This is a genomic window from Streptomyces sp. SAI-135 (assembly GCF_029893805.1).
Lineage (GTDB): Bacteria > Actinomycetota > Actinomycetes > Streptomycetales > Streptomycetaceae > Streptomyces.
This window is the reverse complement of sequence record NZ_JARXYP010000002.1, coordinates 7,181,585-7,197,827: the sequence shown is the minus strand read 5'-3', so window position 1 is coordinate 7,197,827 and position 16,243 is coordinate 7,181,585. Positions and strand designations below refer to the sequence as shown.

Sequence of the window (16,243 nt, the reverse complement as noted above, 5' to 3'; positions counted from 1 at the left end):
GGGACGGCCCGAGACGAACGATCTGGGTACTCCGGGCGGCGCGGCGAAGTGTGACGTTCCCTGTGCCGCCCGGAGGGACTTGCTACGCCTGGCCCGTGAGGTGTTCGGGCCTGACCGGCGTCCGGTTGAGCTCGAGCCCCGTCGCGTTGCGGATCGCCGCGAGGACGGCCGGGGTCGAGGACAGGGTGGGTGCCTCACCGATGCCACGCAGCCCGTACGGCGCGTGGTCGTCGGCGAGTTCGAGCACGTCGACGGGGATGGTCGGCGTGTCGAGGATCGTGGGGATCAGGTAGTCCGTGAAGGACGGGTTCCTGACCTTGGCCGTCACGGGGTCGACGATGATCTCCTCCATCACCGCCACGCCCAGGCCCTGGATGGTGCCGCCCTGGATCTGGCCCACGACGGACAGCGGGTTGAGCGCCTTGCCGACGTCCTGGGCACAGGCCAGTTCGATCACCTTGACCAGGCCGAGCTCGGTGTCGACCTCGACGACCGCGCGGTGGGCGGCGAAGGAGTACTGGACGTGGCCGAAGCCCTGCCCGGTGCGCAGGTCGAAGGCCTCGGTGGGCCGGTGCCGCCACTCCGCCTCGACCTCGACGCTCTCGCCCTCCAGCACGTCGGCCAGGTCCGCGAGGACCTCGCCGCCGTCGGTGACGACTTTGCCGCCCTCCAGGAGCAGTTCGGCGGTGGCCCAGGCGGGGTGGTAGGAGCCGAACTTGCGGCGCCCGATCTCCAGGACCTTCTCCCGGACCAGCTCGCAGGAGTTCTTGACGGCGCCGCCCGTGACGTACGTCTGACGGGAGGCGGAGGTCGAACCCGCCGAGCCCACCTGCGTGTCGGCGGGATGGATGGTCACCTGGGTGACGCCGAGCTCGGTGCGGGCGATCTGCGCGTGGACGGTGACACCGCCCTGGCCGACCTCCGCCATGGCGGTGTGCACGGTGGCGACGGGCTCGCCGCCGACGACCTCCATGCGGACCCTGGCGGTGGAGTAGTCGTCGAAGCCCTCGGAGAAGCCGACGTTCTTGATGCCGACCGCATAGCCCACGCCCCGCACGACGCCTTCGCCGTGGGTGGTGTTGGACAGACCGCCCGGCAGCTGCCGTACGTCCGCCTGCTCGCCGGCCGAGAGCCACTGCTGCTCCGGAGGAAGGGGCATCGCCTTGACGCGGCGCAGGAGTTCGGCGACGGGGGCGGGCGAGTCGACGGGCTGGCCGGTCGGCATGATCGTGCCCTGCTCCATGGCGTTCAGCTGCCGGAACTCCACCCGGTCCATACCCACCGCGTCGGCGAGCTTGTCCATCTGGGCCTCGTAGGCGAAGCACGCCTGGACCGCGCCGAAGCCGCGCATCGCGCCGCACGGCGGGTTGTTGGTGTAGAGGGCGATGGCCTCGATGTCCACGTCGTCGACGACGTACGGGCCGATCGACAGCGAGGAGGCGTTGCCGACCACGGCCGGGGAGGCGGAGGCGTACGCGCCGCCGTCCAGCACGATCCGGCACTTCACGTGGGTCAACTTGCCCTCGCGGGTGGCCCCGTGCTCGTAGTACAGCTTGGCGGGGTGGCGGTGGACGTGTCCGAAGAAGGACTCGAACCGGTTGTAAACGATCTTGACGGGCTTGCCGGTGCGCAGCGCCAGCAGACAGGCGTGGATCTGCATCGACAGGTCCTCGCGGCCGCCGAAGGCCCCGCCGACGCCGGACAGCGTCATGCGGACCTTGCGCTCGGGCAGGCCGAGGACGGGCGCGATCTGGCGCAGGTCGGAGTGCAGCCACTGGGTGGCGACGTAGAGGTGGACACCGCCGTCCTCGTCCGGCACCGCGAGACCCGACTCGGGGCCGAGGAAGGCCTGGTCCTGCATGCCGAAGGTGTACTCGCCCCTGACGACGAAGTCGGCGCGCTCGGCGGCCTGTCGCGCGTCACCGCGGACGATCGGCTGGCGGTGCACGATGTTGGGGTGCGGGACGTGTCCGATGTGGTGGTCGTCGCGGTTCTCGTGGATCAGGATCGCGTCGGGAGCGGTCGCCGAGGCCTCGTCGGTGATGACGGGCAGCTCGCGGTACTCGACCTTGATCTTGGCGGCCGCCCGGCGGGCGGTCTCGGGGTGGTCGGCGGCGACGATCGCGACCGGCTCACCGTGGTGACGGACCTTGCCGTGGGCGAGGACGGGGGTGTCCCGGATCTCCAGGCCGTAGTTCCTCACCTCGGTCGGAAGGTCGTCGTACGTCATCACGGCGTACACGCCCGGCAGGGCGAGCGCCTCGCTGGTGTCGATGGACACGATCTCGGCGTGCGCGACGGTCGAGCGGAGGATCTGTCCCCAGAGCATGTCCTCGTGCCACATGTCGGACGAGTACGCGAACTCGCCGGTGACCTTGAGGGTGCCGTCGGGGCGGAGCGTGGACTCGCCGATGCCGCCCTTGGTCTGCGAACCCTGGGTGATCTTGGTGGGGGTTCCGTTGGGAGTGGACACGTCAGACCGCCTCTCCCTGCCGGGCGGCCGCGAGACGGACCGCGTCCATGATCTTCTCGTAGCCGGTGCAGCGGCACAGGTTGCCCGAGAGCGCCTCGCGGATGTCCGCGTCGCTCGGGCTGGGGTTGCGCTCCAGCATCTCGTCGGCGGCCACCAGCAGGCCCGGTGTGCAGAAGCCGCACTGGACGGCGCCGGCGTCGATGAACGCCTGCTGGATCGGCGAGAGTTCGGTGCCCTCGCCGGTCTGGGAGTCCTGCCCCTCGGGAGCCGGGTGCCCGCAAGCGCGCTGCTTGGCGAAGTCCGCGAGCCCCTCGACCGTGACGACCTCGCGCCCCTCGACCTGCCCGGCCGCGACCAGGCAGGAACACACCGGGACGCCGTCCAGCCGCACCGTGCACGATCCGCACTCGCCCTGCTCGCAGGCGTTCTTGGAACCAGGCAGCCCGAGCCGCTCGCGCAGCACGTACAGCAGGGACTCGCCCTCCCACACGTCGTCGGCTTCCCGCGGACGTCCGTTGACTGTGAAGTTGACGCGCATTACGCAGCTCCCTCCGTGGTGGCGGCGGTGCCGCGGTAGGACTCCCAGGCCCAGGTCAGCGTGCGGCGGGCCATGATGCCGACCGCATGGCGGCGGTAGCTCGCCGTGCCCCGGACGTCGTCGATCGGGTTGCAGGAGGCGGCGCACAGGTCCGCGAACTGCTTGGCGACCGACGGGGTGATGATCCGGCCGTTGTCCCAGAACCCGCCTTCTTCCAGAGCGGCGTTCAGGAAGTCCTCGGCGGCCTTGGCCCGAACGGGGGTGGGAGCCGCGGAACCGATGCCCGTCCGCACCGTCCGCGTCGCCGGGTGCAGCGCGAGCCCGAAGGCGCACACGGCGATGACCATGGCGTTGCGCGTGCCGACCTTGGAGTACTGCTGGGGCCCGTCGGCCTTCTCGATGTGTACGGCGCGGATGAGCTCGTCGGGGGCCAGCGCGTTGCGCTTCACGCCGGTGTAGAACTCGTCGATCGGGATGCGGCGCGACCCGCGCACCGACTCGACCTCGACCTCGGCGCCGGCCGCGAGGAGCGCGGGGTGGGCGTCACCGGCCGGGGAGGCGGTGCCGAGGTTGCCGCCGACGCCGCCGCGGTTGCGGATCTGCGGGGAGGCGACGGTGTGCGAGGCGAGGGCCAGGCCCGGGAGCTCGCCGCGCAGGCTCTCCATGATGCGGGTGTACGGCACGGAGGCGCCGAGCCGCACCGCGTCCTCGCCGACCTCCCACTCGGTGAGGTCGCCGATGCGGTTCAGGTCGAGCAGGTACTCGGGCCGCCGATGGTCGAAGTTGATCTCGACCATCACGTCGGTGCCGCCCGCGATGGGCACAGCGGTGGGGTGCTCAGCCTTGGCGGCGAGCGCCTCCTCCCAGCTGGCGGGGCGAAGGAAGTCCATGACCGGCTCTCTTCTTCGTCTCGTGATCGTACGGATCGAGCCAGTTCGTGTGCGGCGGGCCCGGCTCGTTCATGTGCTGTTTACGCGGAGTGAGGTCAGTACACAGCGGCGTACTCCGACGGGGTCAGTCACGGAAACCATGAAGGAGTTGGCTGGTCGCGGCCCTCATCTTGTAGATTCGTATGAACGGAGGCCCTCAGTAACCTCCATGTTTTCCTGCGGAAACGTGCGGCACGGCCCACGTGACCTGGGACACAGCACCGGAGGCGGCAGCGGCCGCTCCCCACTCCACCGGACCCCTTCCCCATCGTAGATTTCGAGACAAAGAACGGCGGCGACGAGAATGCGGCTGCGCGCACTGCTGGACACCGACGCGCTGGGCCTGCGGCTGCTCGGCGGCGAGGACGAACTGGATCGCACCGTGCGCGGTGTGATGACCACGGACCTGCGCGACCCCAGCCGCTACCTCTCGGGCGGGGAACTCGTCCTGACGGGTCTCGCCTGGCGCCGGGACGCCGCCGACTCGGAGCCGTTCGTCCGCCTGCTCGTGCAGGCCGGGGTGGTCGCGCTGGCGGCCGGCGAGGCGGAGCTGGGGGATGTCCCGGAGGACCTGGTCGTGGCCTGCGCCCGGCACCGCCTGCCGCTGTTCGCCGTCCACGAGTCGGTGGCCTTCGCGACGATCACCGAGCATGTCGTACGGCAGGTCTCCGGGGAGCGCGCGGGCGATCTGGCGGCCGTGGTGGACCGGCACCGCCGCATGATGACCTCGGGTCCGGCGGGCGGCGGCCCGGACGTGGTCCTGGACCTGCTGGGCTCGGACCTGGACCTGCGCGCCTGGGTCCTGTCCCCCACCGGCCGACTGATCGCGGGCCCGAAGGCGGCGGGCCCCGGCCTGCCCGCGGACACCTGCGCGAAGCTCGCGGCGGAGCACCTGGCCGCGGTCCGCACCGGCCGCCGGGGCCCCCACAGAGTCACGGTCGGCCCGGCGGCGTACTCCCTCTTCCCGGTCCGCAGCTCGGGGCGCGCCCCGCAGGCGTCGAGGGACGTGCGCGAGACGGTCCTGTCCGACTGGCTGCTGGCGGTGGAGGCGGACGCCGGCGACTGGCCGGCGGAGCGCCTGGACCTCCTCCAGGGCGTCGCCCAGCTGATCGCGGTCGAGCGCGACCGCAGGGACGCCGCCCGTACCGTCCGGCGCCGGCTGGCCCAGGAGGTCCTGGAGCTGGTCCAGACCGGAGCGGCACCGGCCGAGATCGCGGCCCGGCTGCGGGTTGCGGCCCCCGTCCTGCTTCCCGGCCTCGGAGCGGCCCCGCACTGGCAGGTCGTGGTGGCGCGGGTGGAATGGCAGGACGGCGAGCTGGAGGGCGGCCCGATGGCGCAGTCCCTCCTGGAGGAGATCCTGGTGGACCCCCTCGCGACCGGCCCCGAGCCCTCCGACCGCATCGCGGTGGCCCACACCGGCGACGAGGCCGTCGCACTGGTCCCCCTCCCCGCGGTCTCGACCGAGCACGACGGCTCGGAGTCGGGCATCCTGGCGGACGCGCTGCTCGAAACGGTCCGCGACCCCCTGTCGGCAGGCCTGGACGACGACGGCCGGGTCACCCTGGGCGTCAGCGCGTCCGTCCACTCGGCGGAGGGCCTGCGCGGCGCGCTGGAGGAGGCCCGCCACGCCCGCCGGGTGGCGGCGGCCCGCGTCGGCCGGGTCTGCGCGGCAGGCCACCAGGAACTGGCCTCGCACGTCCTGCTGCTGCCCTTCGTGCCGGACGACGTGCGCCGCGCCTTCACGGCCCGCCTTCTCGACCCGCTGCGGGACTACGACCGCCGCCACCGGGCCGAGCTGATCCCCACCCTTGAGGCCTTCCTGGACTGCGACGGCTCCTGGACCCGCTGTGCGACCCGCCTCCACCTGCACGTCAACACGCTGCGCTACCGCGTCGGGCGGATCGAGCAGTTGACCAGCCGGGACCTTTCGCGCCTCGAGGACAAGCTGGATTTCTTCCTGGCGCTGCGGATGAGCTGAAACCCGGAGGTGCCCGGACTCCCACGACTTTGTGAATTCCTTCACCCACCCCCTTGGCCGGGCCCGTCGTTTCGTGCTGAGATGCCGCCACCACTCAAAGCTCGACGGCGCGCTCGGGGAGGGCAACGTGGCGCATACCGCCATGTCTGGTAACGGAACGACCGCCGGTGACGATCCACTCCAGACCGCGGTATGGCGGCTGCGCTCAAGAGCCTGCTGGGCCGACGCGGCCGCCCTGCTCCAACCGGTCACCGCGCCGGCGGCCCTGCAGAGAGCGGCACTTCTGGTGGAACGCTGCCTGTACACGGAGCAGGGCTGGGCGGAGGCGGAGGACGCGCTGCGCACCGCCGAGGCGCTGGCCCACAGCGACGACGAACGGGGAGCGGCCGCTTGTGAACGGGGGCAACTTGCGTACGCCTCGACGCTCCACGGGGTCCGGGACCGCGCGGACGAGGCGAGGGCGGCGCTGGGCCGCGCGGCGGCGCTGATCCCTCCGGGGGCACAGGGGCGGGCCCTGCTGGACTTCCGGCGGGGCCTGCTGGCGGAGAACCTGACCCACTCCCCCCAGGCGGCCCGAGCGGCCTACCGCCGCGCCCACGCGGGCGCCACGGCCCAGTCCGACTCCCTGCTGCTGTCCTTCACCTGGCGCCACCTCGCCGGACTGGCCCTGCGCGAAGGGGAGTTGGCCGAGGCGCGGCACGGCTTCGCCGAGTCGCTGCGGATCCGCGAGGAGTTGGGCTACCTGGTGGGCACGGCACCGGCGCTCGCCTCGCTGGCGGACGCGGAGGTGGAACCCGAGGCGTCCCGGCTGCGCGAGGAGGCGCGGCGGCTGTACCGATTGCTGGGGGGCGTACCCACGTGGCTGGCGCGGCAGTTGGCCCCACCGGCGGCCACGGCCTGAGCTGACGGGGTGCGGGTGAGGGTCGTGAGGCGACTGCGGGTCGGCGGGGGCTGATCGCGCAGTTCCCCGCGCCCCTGGGCAGGTGCAGTCACCCGCACCAGGAGGGGCCGCGGGTTGCAAGGGCCCACCGAAGCCGCACAGGCCGCCGCAGGCATCAGGGGCACGGGGAACCGCGCAACCGGCCCCCAACGGCCCGCGGACAACAGACAACCGCTCCGCGGATTGCAGACGCCCACCGGAGCCGCACAGGCCGCCGCAGGCATCAGGGGCGCGGGGAACTGCGCAACCGGCCCCCACCGGCCCGCGGACGACAGACGACCGCAGGAACCCTCAGGTTCCGCCGGCGAAGTGGCCGCCCACCAACGCCCGCACCACATCCAGGTCCCGCGCGATCAACGCGTCCAGCAGCGCCGTGTGTTCGGCCGCGTCCGCGATCAGGTCCGCCCGCCCCCGCGCGGCGGGCCCGCCCACCAGCGGCCACTGGGACCGCCGGTGCAGGTCCTCGGAGATCTGGACCAGTTGCTCGTTCCCGGACAGCAGCAGTACCGCGCGGTGGAACGTCCGGTCGGCCTCCGCGTAGGTCGCCCGGCACCCCGAGGACGCGGCCCGTACGGTCGCCTCCGCCACCGGGCGCAGCTCGGCCCACCGCTCCACCGGCACGCTCCGCGCCAGCCGCAGCACCACCGGCACCTCGATCAGCGCCCGCACCTCGGCCAGCTCGGCCAGCTCACGGGCACCCCGCTCGACCACCCGGAACCCCCGGTTGGGGACGACCTCGACGGCCCCCTCCAGCGCGAGCTGCTGCATGGCCTCGCGCACGGGCGTCGCCGAAACCCCGAACCGTTCCCCGAGCGCGGGCGCCGAGTACACCTCGCCGGGCCGCAGTTCCCCCGCGAGCAGCGCCGTGCGCAGCGCGTCGAGGATCTGCCCCCGCACCGAGGCCCGCTGCACGACCGGGCGCGGAATCGGCACCTCGCTGTGGGTGTGCTCGCCCCGGGCCCCGGAACCGGTCTCGTCCCGGACCCGCGCCCCGTCGGAGACCCGTGTCTGCGGCGGCACCCGGACCGCGCCCACGCCGGCGTCCCGCCGCGCACCCGTCGTCCCGGCGGAGCCCTGCGCACCCTGCTTCACGGGCCCTCCTCCGGACGTGTCAGTACTTGAGGTCATTAACGGCAGGTTGTTACTCACCCGTCAAGCACCTTAGGCGCAGAACCCTCCAGTTCAAATCCCGGACGAGTTGGTAAGGTAAGGCTTACCTTTAAGCGACTGCGAATCGGTGGACCCGCATGCCCGTACCGCTGCCCGCCCCCCGTTCAGCCCCTGGTCCGGCCGCCGGTTCGGCCGTCACCGCCGCCTACGCGCGCCTGACCGAGGCCCTCCCGGCGCTGACGGTCACGGAGCTGCCGCAGGACACCGCCCTCCCGGCCACCGACGGCTGGGTCACCGCAGCCGCCCTCGCACAGCACGCGCCCGCCCTGGACGCCTTCCTCGCCTGGGACGACGAGCAGGTCCTCAGGGACAACGCCCAGAAGGGCCGCCCGGACGTGATCGCCGGCTTCGGACTGCACCGGTACGCCTGGCCGGCCTGCCTCCTCTTCACCGTCCCGTGGTTCCTGCAGCGCCGGGTCCCCCGCTACCCGGTCGCCCACGTCTCCTACGACCGCACCCGGGGTCCGATGTCCCTCGCGGTCCACCCGGGGCCCTTCGCCTGCCTCCCGGACGACCCCGCGGCGGCACTGCCGGGCGCGTACACGGTGCCCGACGAGGAGGCCCTGCGCGCCGAGTTGCGGGAGGCGATCGCCGAGCACATGGAACCGCTCCTCGCCACCTTCGGCCCGCGCATGCGCCGACGCGGCAGGGCGCTGTGGGGCATGGTGACCGACGAGATCGTCGAGGGCCTCTGGTACGTCGCCGAGCTGTTCGGCGAGCACGAGAAGCGCCGGGCCGAGCACGCCCTGGAGCTCCTGCTGCCGGGGACGACGAAGCCGTACGCCGGCTCCCCGGCCTTCCGGGTGCTCGCCGGACCGGACGGCGGGCCCCTGCTCACCCGGGACCGGGTGAGCTGCTGCATGTACTACACGCTGGCCCCCGAGGACACCTGCGTCACCTGCCCGCGCACCTGCGACACGGACCGGATCGCCAAGCTCACGGCGGCCGCGGCGAGTTGAGGCACCCTCAGGGGACCCCCGGCGCGGACACCGCTTCGGCGTCCCGTAAGATCAACGCCGACTGGGACGCCCGTTCGGTTACAGGCAATTCACAACTTCCTCACTTGGCGCAGGAACTTTCCGGGGAACCACCCGTACGGGTAGTCTTATTCGAACTCAACTCCCGCCCCTCATGCGGCAGTTCGAGCAGAATGCCGCCCTGGGCAACCCCTTGCACTTCCTTGGCGGCCTCTTGCCCCGAAAACGCCTGAGGGTCGTTGGGATTGGGCCACTATGGCGGGCGTTACGCCCTATCCCAATGCAAGGGACCCCAGATGAGACTGACCGACATATCGCTGAACTGGTTGCTTCCGGGCGCCGTACTGCTCCTGGGCATGCTGGCGGCGGTGGCGGTGCTCGCGCGGAGCAAGCGGTCCGGCGGGGAGCACGCGAAAGACGACTCGTGGGAGCGGAGCGAGGAGCGCCGCAGGCGCAAGGAGGCCATATACGGCACCGCCTCCTATGTCCTTCTGTTCTGCTGTGCGGCGGTCGCCGCCGCCCTCTCCTTCCACGGTCTGGTGGGCTTCGGCCAGCAGAACCTGAACCTGTCCGGCGGCTGGGAGTACTTGGTCCCGTTCGGCCTGGACGGGGCGGCGATGTTCTGCTCCGTGCTCGCGGTCCGCGAGGCCAGCCACGGTGACGCGGCCCTCGGCTCCCGGATACTCGTGTGGACGTTCGCCGGTGCGGCGGCCTGGTTCAACTGGGTCCACGCGCCCAGGGGGTTCGGCCATGACGGCGCCCCGCAGTTCTTCTCCGGCATGTCCCTCTCGGCCGCCGTCCTGTTCGACCGCGCGCTGAAGCAGACCCGCAAGGCCGCGCTGCGCGAGCAGGGTCTGGTGCCGCGTCCGCTGCCGCAGATCCGTATCGTCCGCTGGGTGAGGGCGCCTCGTGAGACGTACAAGGCCTGGTCGCTGATGCTGCTGGAGAACGTGCGCAGCCTCGACGAGGCGGTGGACGAGGTCCGTGAGGACAAGCGTCAGAAGGAGGCGGCCCGTCTCAGGCGCCGCGAGCAGGAGCGGGTCGAGCGGGCCCAGCTCAAGGCGATCAGCCGGGGCCATCGCGGGTTCGTGGGCCGGGGCGGCGGGCGCCAGTTGGAGCAGCAGCCGCAGGCAGCCCTGGAGCGGGCCTCGGCGGAACCCGCGATATCCAGCCCGGAGCCGCTGCCGGTACGCCAGCGGCCCTCTCTCCAGCCCGTCCGGGGCGGCTCCGAGTCGCACTCGGTCGACCTCACCGCGGAGGACGACACAATGGCGCTGCCGCGTCTCGACTCGCTGGAGCGCAAACTCAAGGACCTTGAGCAGCAGTTCGGCTGAGGCGAGGGCCGAGGCCTGAAGGGCGCGGCCGCGAGGCCGAAGCATCACGGGAAGGGGGCGTGACCGAGCGGTCACGCCCCCTTCCCGTGGTTCACGCCGCTCCGGCGTCGAGTTCGAACCAGACGGCCTTGCCCACTCCGTGTGCCCGTACGCCCCAGGCGTCCGCGAGGGACTGGACCAGGGCCAGGCCCCTGCCGTGCGTGCACTCGTCGGTGTTCGGCACCCGGACCCGGGGTATGCGGGCGACGAAGTCCCGCACCTCCACCCGCAGGGCCCGCGGACCGACCGTGGCGGTCACGACCGCGTCATGGTCGGTGTGCACCAGGGCGTTGGTGACGAGTTCGCTGGTGAGCAGTTCGGCTATCTCGGACCGTCCGGGCCTCCCCCAGTGTCGTAACAGCTCGCGCAAGGCCCTGCGTGTCTCCGGTACGGCCCCCAGGTCCGCCCGCTCCAGTCTGCGCCGGAGCTGAGGCGACTGCGCCTGCTCCAGGGCGCTGTCGGCCTTCTCCTCCATCGTCTGTGCCGAGAAGGCCCCTCCTGCCGTGGGACCGCCTCCTCGTGCCTGCCTCTTCATGACCCCCGCCCGCGTGCCGATGTCGGTTTCCCTCCTGCTCGAACACGTTCACGGGGATCCATGCCCCCGTAGTTCAGGCGCCAGTCATGTCGAATCGTCAACGACCAGGTGTTCGGCCACGTTTGCTGCGGCGACCAGGGGCGTGCCCGCGAAGCGGAGGAAGCCCGGACCGCGCCGGGCGGCACCCCGCGCGCGACGGCGCGGTCGCATGACGACGGCGCCCCGCGGCGGTCCCTGCGGGCCTCCCGCCCTGCGGTGCCTGTGCCGCCGGTTCCCCCCGGGTGGCATGTGCCCGGCCCCTCGGCGCCCGCCCCGGCCGACCCGCCGCGCGGCGCGCCGTCCCTTCACGAGCGGGAAGGCACGGGAAAGTACCTGGTCGGCGGGGTGGCTCCGAGGACAGGGAGGAGCGAGCGGAACGGGGTTGCCAGGTGAGGACCGGTCCCGGCCGCCCGCGGCCCCGGCCCGGGCGCCGGGTCGGGAGCCTGCCGTACGACGGCTCACGCGCCCCGTGCACGGCGTGCGCCCCCGCCGCCCGGGCCCGGTGGACGGGGCCCGGAGGGCGGGGGTGAGCCGGTGCGGGTGCCACCTCGGCGGGCCTCCGGGTCCGCGGTGCCGCAGGGCCCGCCGGCCCACCCGGCTCCGGGACACCGGGACCGCCCGGCGTGGGCCGATCCGCCGACCGCGCGCTGCCGAGCCCGTCGTATCCGGGGAAGGGCTGGGGCGGCAGGGAAACTGGCCTGATCTGGCCGCTACTTGCTCTTGAGGCCCTTGGCGCCGATGTGGAGGATCTTGTGGCTGTCGCGGGTCATGTCGACGACGAGGGTGCTGGTCTGTCCGGCGCTCCAGGTGAGGGTGACGACGGCCTCCGTGCGGGCGGCGGTTCCGTTGTCGGTGACCTTCCACGCGAGCGGTACGTTCTGGGCGCGCAGGACACCGTCGGCGTGCTCCTTCTCCTCCCAGGCGTTCAGTTCCTTCTGGAAGGCGGGCGTCAGGTAGTGCGCGCGCAGCGCGTCCTGGAGTTCGCCGGCGCCCTCGTCGCTCACCGCGTCGATGTAGGCGCCGTAGAAGTCGGCGATGCGCGTGATGTTGTCGGAGGGCTTCCCGCTGACGCTGCGCGGGGCTCCGGCCGAGGCCTGGGCGGTGACGCCGAGGCCGAGGGCCAGGGCGAGGCCGACGGCCACAGTGGCGCGGCGGGTCGTCTTGGTCGTGGTCATCGTGTTCCCCGTTTTCGTTCCGGTGTGAGCTGCTGGTGATGTGGTCCGTGCGGGGCCGCCCGCCCGACCCCCGTGCGGGAGGGCGGCCCCGGTTCTCAGTAGAGCTTGTTCACCGCGGTGGCGGTCGTCTTCTTGAAGGCCTTCACCGGGGCGTCGGCGAAGTCGCCCATCTGGGACCACTCCACGACGGTGACGGTCCGGTCGTCCCGGCCCACGGACAGCAGGTGGATGTCGGTGGCGCCGATCGCGTGCTCGGTGTGCAGACCGTGCACCCGGGCGCCCTCCTCGACCGCGACCTTGCCGTAGTCCTTGTACGTCGCCTCCAGGTCCGGGTCACCCTGTTCGAGGCGGTCCGCGCAGGTGCGGATCTCCTTGTTCATACGGGCCGCCAGGGCCGCGGCCTTCGCCTTGGTGCCGACCTCGATCGTCAGCTGGCGGGCACTGGTGTCCAGGTCGGTGCGGAAATCGCGGTACCGGGAGTCGTAGCCCGGCAGCGCGTCCGCGAGGCAGAGCAGCAGTTCGTCCGGAACGCCGTCGGTCACCTTGCCCGCCGTCCAGGCGGACGAGGGGTGCGGCGGGAGCTCGGCGGCCGAGAGGAACCTGGGCGCGGCGGGCGCGGCCCCGGCCTCGACGGAGAGGGTGACCCCGAGCATGAGGCCGGTGAGAGAGAGTACGGTGAGCGCGCCTGCTCGACTGCGCTTGGGCATGGGTGTCCCCCGTGAGATACGTGCACCAAGAAAATGGGTGCAGGGATGTGGGATGCCACGCCGACGCCGGATGGTCGGTCCGGCCCGGTCGGTGCGACACCAAGAGCATCAGCGGTCACACCGGGCGGACGCAACATGGGACACGGGATCCGTCGGCATGGAACCATCCCAGGCCCTCTGACGTGCAGGTACAGGGAGTGGCTGGGATGCGGGAGCTAGGGGGAAATCGTTGTCGGCACCGGAACCACAGGACGATGTCCAGGAGTTCGCGGCTCTGCTGCGGCGGCTGAAGGAGCGCACGGACCGCAGCTACGGTTCGCTGGCCCGGCGGCTGAACATGAACACCTCGACGCTGCACCGGTACTGCGCGGGGGATGCCGTACCGGTCGACTTCGCACCGGTGGAACGGTTCGCCGCCCTGTGCGGGGCCTCGGCCGAGGAGCGGATGGACCTGCACCGGCTGTGGCTGTCGGCGGTGGCGGCGAGGCAGCGGCCACGGATCGCGGAGGCTTCGGAGGCCCTCGTCGTGCCGGCCGGGACAGCGGGAGATCCGCGCGCGGAGGAGAGCAAGAGCGAAGACGAGGGACCGGGCGACAGTGGGCGGGCGGACGCGCCGGACACCGTGCGGGTGACGGTGTCCGCGCCGCCGCCCCTCCCCTGGTTCCGCCGCCGGCGTTTCCTCGTCACCGCGGCCGCCGTCGTGGTCGCTCTCGCCACCCTGGGCAGTCTGTCGGCGCTGCCGTCCGGCCGTCCCGCCTCGGACAAGGTGGCCCAGGCTCCCGACCCGTCGTCCCGGGCGACCGCGTCGGGTCCGCCCGCCCGCTCCGGATCGCCGTCACCGAGTCCCGGCGCCACGTCCGCCTCCCCCTCCGCCGAGGCCAGCGGGACGCGGCCCTCCGCTTCGGCCTCCCACAGCCGCGGCACCTCGAAGAAGAGCACGGGGGCCGGGCAGCAGGGGACCTCTGTCGGCACTCCTCTGACCTGGAGCGCGAACTCCCAGATCTGGGAGGGAAGCTGCGGTCACGACTACGTCATCGACAAGCCGCCCTCCCAGGTTCCGCCGCCCCCGCTCGTGCAGGACGCCGGGACCTGGGCGGCGACCCAGGGCGCGATCCACGGGCGGGAGACGAAGGTGCAGATCACCGTGCAGGGGCGGTCCTCCACGGCCGTCGTCCTGGAGGCACTCCGCGTCCGGATCACCGGCCGCGGCTCCCCGGCACCCGGTACCGCGTACGCCATGGACCAGGGCTGCGGCGGCGGGATCACCCCCCGCGGCTTCGACGTGAACCTCGACATCGACCGCCCCGTCGCCCACGCGGTCGCCGGCAACGACACCGGACAGACCGTCCCCGCGGTGGAGTTCCCCTACCGGGTCTCCGCCACGGACCCGGAGGTGCTGCTGGTCACCGCGACGACACAGACCTACGACTGCAACTGGTACCTGGAACTCGACTGGTCCTCCCAGGGCCGCACGGGCACGGTCCGCATCGACGACCACGGCCGCCCGTTCCGCACGAGCAGCATCAAAGGCCTGACCCGTCTCTGGTACGGCACGAACGCCGCGGGCGAGCGCGCGTGGGTGAAATCCGAGGGCTAGGAGCCGACCGGGGACGCCCCCGCTCGGCGAAGCCGTCACGCGGCTCTCAGGGCCGTGGCACGTTGCGGAGGTTGGAGCGGGCCATCTGGAGCATGCGGCCGACTCCGCCGTCGAGGACGATCTTCGATGCGGACAGGGCGAAGCCGGTGACCATCTCGGCGCTGATCTTCGGCGGGATGGACAGGGCGTTGGGGTCGGTGACGATGTCGACGAGGGCCGGGCCCTTGTGCCTGAACGCCGACTTGAGCGCCCCTGCCAGGTCCTTGGGCTTCTCGACGCGCACGCCGTAGGCCCCGCAGGCCTGGGCCACGGCGGCGAAGTCGGGGTTCTTGTTGGCGGTGCCGTAGGAGGGCAGCCCGGCGACCAGCATCTCCAACTCGACCATGCCGAGCGAGGAGTTGTTGAAGAGGACGACCTTCACGGGCAGGTCGTACTGCACGAGGGTGAGGAAGTCGCCCATCAGCATGGAGAACCCGCCGTCGCCGGACATCGACACGACCTGGCGCCGGCGGTCGGTGAACTGGGCGCCGATCGCCATCGGCAGCGCGTTCGCCATCGACCCGTGCGAGAACGAACCGATCACGCGGCGACGGCCGTTGGGCGAGATGTACCGCGCGGCCCACACGTTGCACATGCCGGTGTCGACGGTGAACACCGCGTCGTCGTCGGCGAGTTCGTCCAGTACGGCGGCCACGTACTCGGGATGGATGGGGACGTGCTTGTCGACCTTGCGGGTGTAGGCCTTGACGACCCCTTCGAGCGCGTCGGCGTGCTTCTTGAGCATCTTGTCGAGGAAGCGCCGGTTCGTCTTCTCCTTCACCCGCGGCGTCAGACACCGCAGGGTCTCCTTCACGTCACCCCAGACCGCCAGGTCCAGCTTGGAGCGGCGGCCGAGGTGTTCGGGCCGCACGTCGACCTGGGCGATCTGGACGTCGTCGGGGAGGAAGGCGTTGTACGGGAAGTCGGTGCCGAGCAGGATCAGCAGGTCGCACTCGTGGGTGGCCTCGTAGGCGGCGCCGTAGCCGAGCAGCCCGCTCATGCCGACGTCGAAGGGGTTGTCGTACTGGATCCACTCCTTGCCCCTGAGGGCGTGCCCCACCGGTGACTTGACCTTCTCCGCGAACTCCATGACCTCGGCGTGCGCGCCCGCGGTGCCGCTGCCGCAGAAGAGCGTGACCTTCTGGGCCTTGTCGATCATCTCGACGAGCTTGTCGATCTCGGCGTCGCCGGGGCGGACGCTGGGCCGGGAGGTGACGAGGGCGGTCTCGGCGGCCTTCTCGGGGGCGGGCTGGTCGGCGATGTCGCCGGGGAGGGAGACGACGCTGACTCCGGAGCGGCCGACGGCGTTCTGGATGGCGGTCTGGAGCAGCCTCGGCATCTGCTGGGGGGTGGAGATCATCTCGCTGTAGTGACTGCACTCCTGGAAGAGGCGGTCGGGGTGGGTCTCCTGGAAGAACCCGAGGCCGATCTCGCTGGAGGGGATGTGCGAGGCGAGGGCGAGGACCGGGGCCATGGAGCGGTGGGCGTCGTAGAGGCCGTTGATGAGATGGAGGTTGCCGGGCCCGCAGGAGCCGGCGCACGCGGCCAGCTTCCCGGTGATCTGCGCCTCGGCCCCCGCGGCGAAGGCGGCGGTCTCCTCGTGCCGTACGTGCACCCAGTCGATGCCGGCGTTGCGGCGGACCGCGTCCACGACCGGGTTGAGGCTGTCGCCGACGACGCCGTAGAGGCGTTTCACCCCGGCCCTGACGAGGATGTCCACGAACTGTTCGGCGACGTTCTGCTTGGCCATGGATCCATGCACCCCTTCGGTCT

13 protein-coding genes are annotated in these 16,243 nt (G+C 71.9%); 5 read left to right on the top strand and 8 right to left on the bottom strand.

The window, feature by feature from the left end:
* Window positions 1-82: 82 nt before the first annotated feature.
* From M2163_RS36940 to M2163_RS36930, 3 genes are read right to left on the bottom strand one after another with little or no spacing between them, the layout of a single operon-like run.
* Window positions 83-2,473: a molybdopterin cofactor-binding domain-containing protein gene (locus M2163_RS36940; protein WP_280896160.1), complete on the bottom strand. Its 2,391-nt coding sequence runs from the start codon at window positions 2,471-2,473 to the stop codon at window positions 83-85.
* A gap of 1 nt (window position 2,474) precedes the next feature.
* The gene (locus M2163_RS36935) at window positions 2,475-3,011 is read right to left on the bottom strand and encodes a (2Fe-2S)-binding protein (RefSeq protein WP_280896159.1); all 537 of its coding nucleotides are present in this window, start codon (window positions 3,009-3,011) and stop codon (window positions 2,475-2,477) included.
* Window positions 3,011-3,901, bottom strand: a complete 891-nt coding sequence (locus tag M2163_RS36930) for an FAD binding domain-containing protein (RefSeq protein ID WP_280896158.1) — start codon at window positions 3,899-3,901, stop codon at window positions 3,011-3,013. Before M2163_RS36930 ends, M2163_RS36935 begins: the two co-directional genes overlap by 1 nt.
* A 343-nt stretch (window positions 3,902-4,244) precedes the next feature.
* Here M2163_RS36930 and M2163_RS36925 point away from each other — a divergent pair, with 343 nt between their 5' ends.
* Together M2163_RS36925 and M2163_RS36920 are read left to right on the top strand one after the other, a co-directional pair.
* Entirely contained in the window at window positions 4,245-5,918 is a 1,674-nt protein-coding gene (locus M2163_RS36925; protein WP_280848570.1) for a PucR family transcriptional regulator, read from the top strand.
* Window positions 5,919-6,045: 127 nt separating this feature from the next.
* The gene (locus M2163_RS36920; RefSeq protein WP_280896157.1) at window positions 6,046-6,819 is read left to right on the top strand and encodes a hypothetical protein; all 774 of its coding nucleotides are present in this window, start codon (window positions 6,046-6,048) and stop codon (window positions 6,817-6,819) included.
* A gap of 330 nt (window positions 6,820-7,149) precedes the next feature.
* Here M2163_RS36920 and M2163_RS36915 read toward each other — a convergent pair whose 3' ends face one another.
* Window positions 7,150-7,950 (bottom strand): GntR family transcriptional regulator, encoded by an 801-nt coding sequence (locus M2163_RS36915; RefSeq protein WP_280896156.1) that lies wholly within the window; start codon window positions 7,948-7,950, stop codon window positions 7,150-7,152.
* Window positions 7,951-8,105: 155 nt separating this feature from the next.
* Here M2163_RS36915 and M2163_RS36910 point away from each other — a divergent pair, with 155 nt between their 5' ends.
* Both M2163_RS36910 and M2163_RS36905 read left to right on the top strand, forming a co-directional pair.
* On the top strand, window positions 8,106-8,987 hold the full coding sequence (locus tag M2163_RS36910) for a (2Fe-2S)-binding protein (protein ID WP_280896155.1): 882 nt from the start codon (window positions 8,106-8,108) through the stop codon (window positions 8,985-8,987).
* A 314-nt stretch (window positions 8,988-9,301) separates the two neighbouring features.
* Window positions 9,302-10,339, top strand: a complete 1,038-nt coding sequence (locus M2163_RS36905) for a DUF2637 domain-containing protein (protein ID WP_280896154.1) — start codon at window positions 9,302-9,304, stop codon at window positions 10,337-10,339.
* Window positions 10,340-10,430: 91 nt separating this feature from the next.
* On the opposite strand, the gene M2163_RS36900 is transcribed toward M2163_RS36905, so the two are convergent.
* The 3 genes from M2163_RS36900 to M2163_RS36890 form a co-directional block, all read right to left on the bottom strand.
* Complete coding sequence (locus M2163_RS36900; RefSeq protein WP_280896153.1) at window positions 10,431-10,853, bottom strand: ATP-binding protein; 423 nt, start codon at window positions 10,851-10,853, stop codon at window positions 10,431-10,433.
* A gap of 809 nt (window positions 10,854-11,662) precedes the next feature.
* On the bottom strand, window positions 11,663-12,127 hold the full coding sequence (locus M2163_RS36895) for a hypothetical protein (RefSeq protein ID WP_280848575.1): 465 nt from the start codon (window positions 12,125-12,127) through the stop codon (window positions 11,663-11,665).
* A gap of 95 nt (window positions 12,128-12,222) precedes the next feature.
* Window positions 12,223-12,834, bottom strand: coding sequence for a hypothetical protein (locus M2163_RS36890; protein ID WP_280896152.1), 612 nt, complete (start codon window positions 12,832-12,834; stop codon window positions 12,223-12,225).
* Window positions 12,835-13,063: 229 nt separating this feature from the next.
* Between M2163_RS36890 and M2163_RS36885 the strand changes: the two genes are divergently transcribed.
* Window positions 13,064-14,431, top strand: a complete 1,368-nt coding sequence (locus tag M2163_RS36885; RefSeq protein WP_280896151.1) for a helix-turn-helix domain-containing protein — start codon at window positions 13,064-13,066, stop codon at window positions 14,429-14,431.
* A gap of 46 nt (window positions 14,432-14,477) precedes the next feature.
* On the opposite strand, the gene M2163_RS36880 is transcribed toward M2163_RS36885, so the two are convergent.
* Window positions 14,478-16,220, bottom strand: coding sequence for a pyruvate dehydrogenase (locus tag M2163_RS36880; protein WP_280848578.1), 1,743 nt, complete (start codon window positions 16,218-16,220; stop codon window positions 14,478-14,480).
* Between the last annotated feature and the right edge of the window lie 23 nt (window positions 16,221-16,243).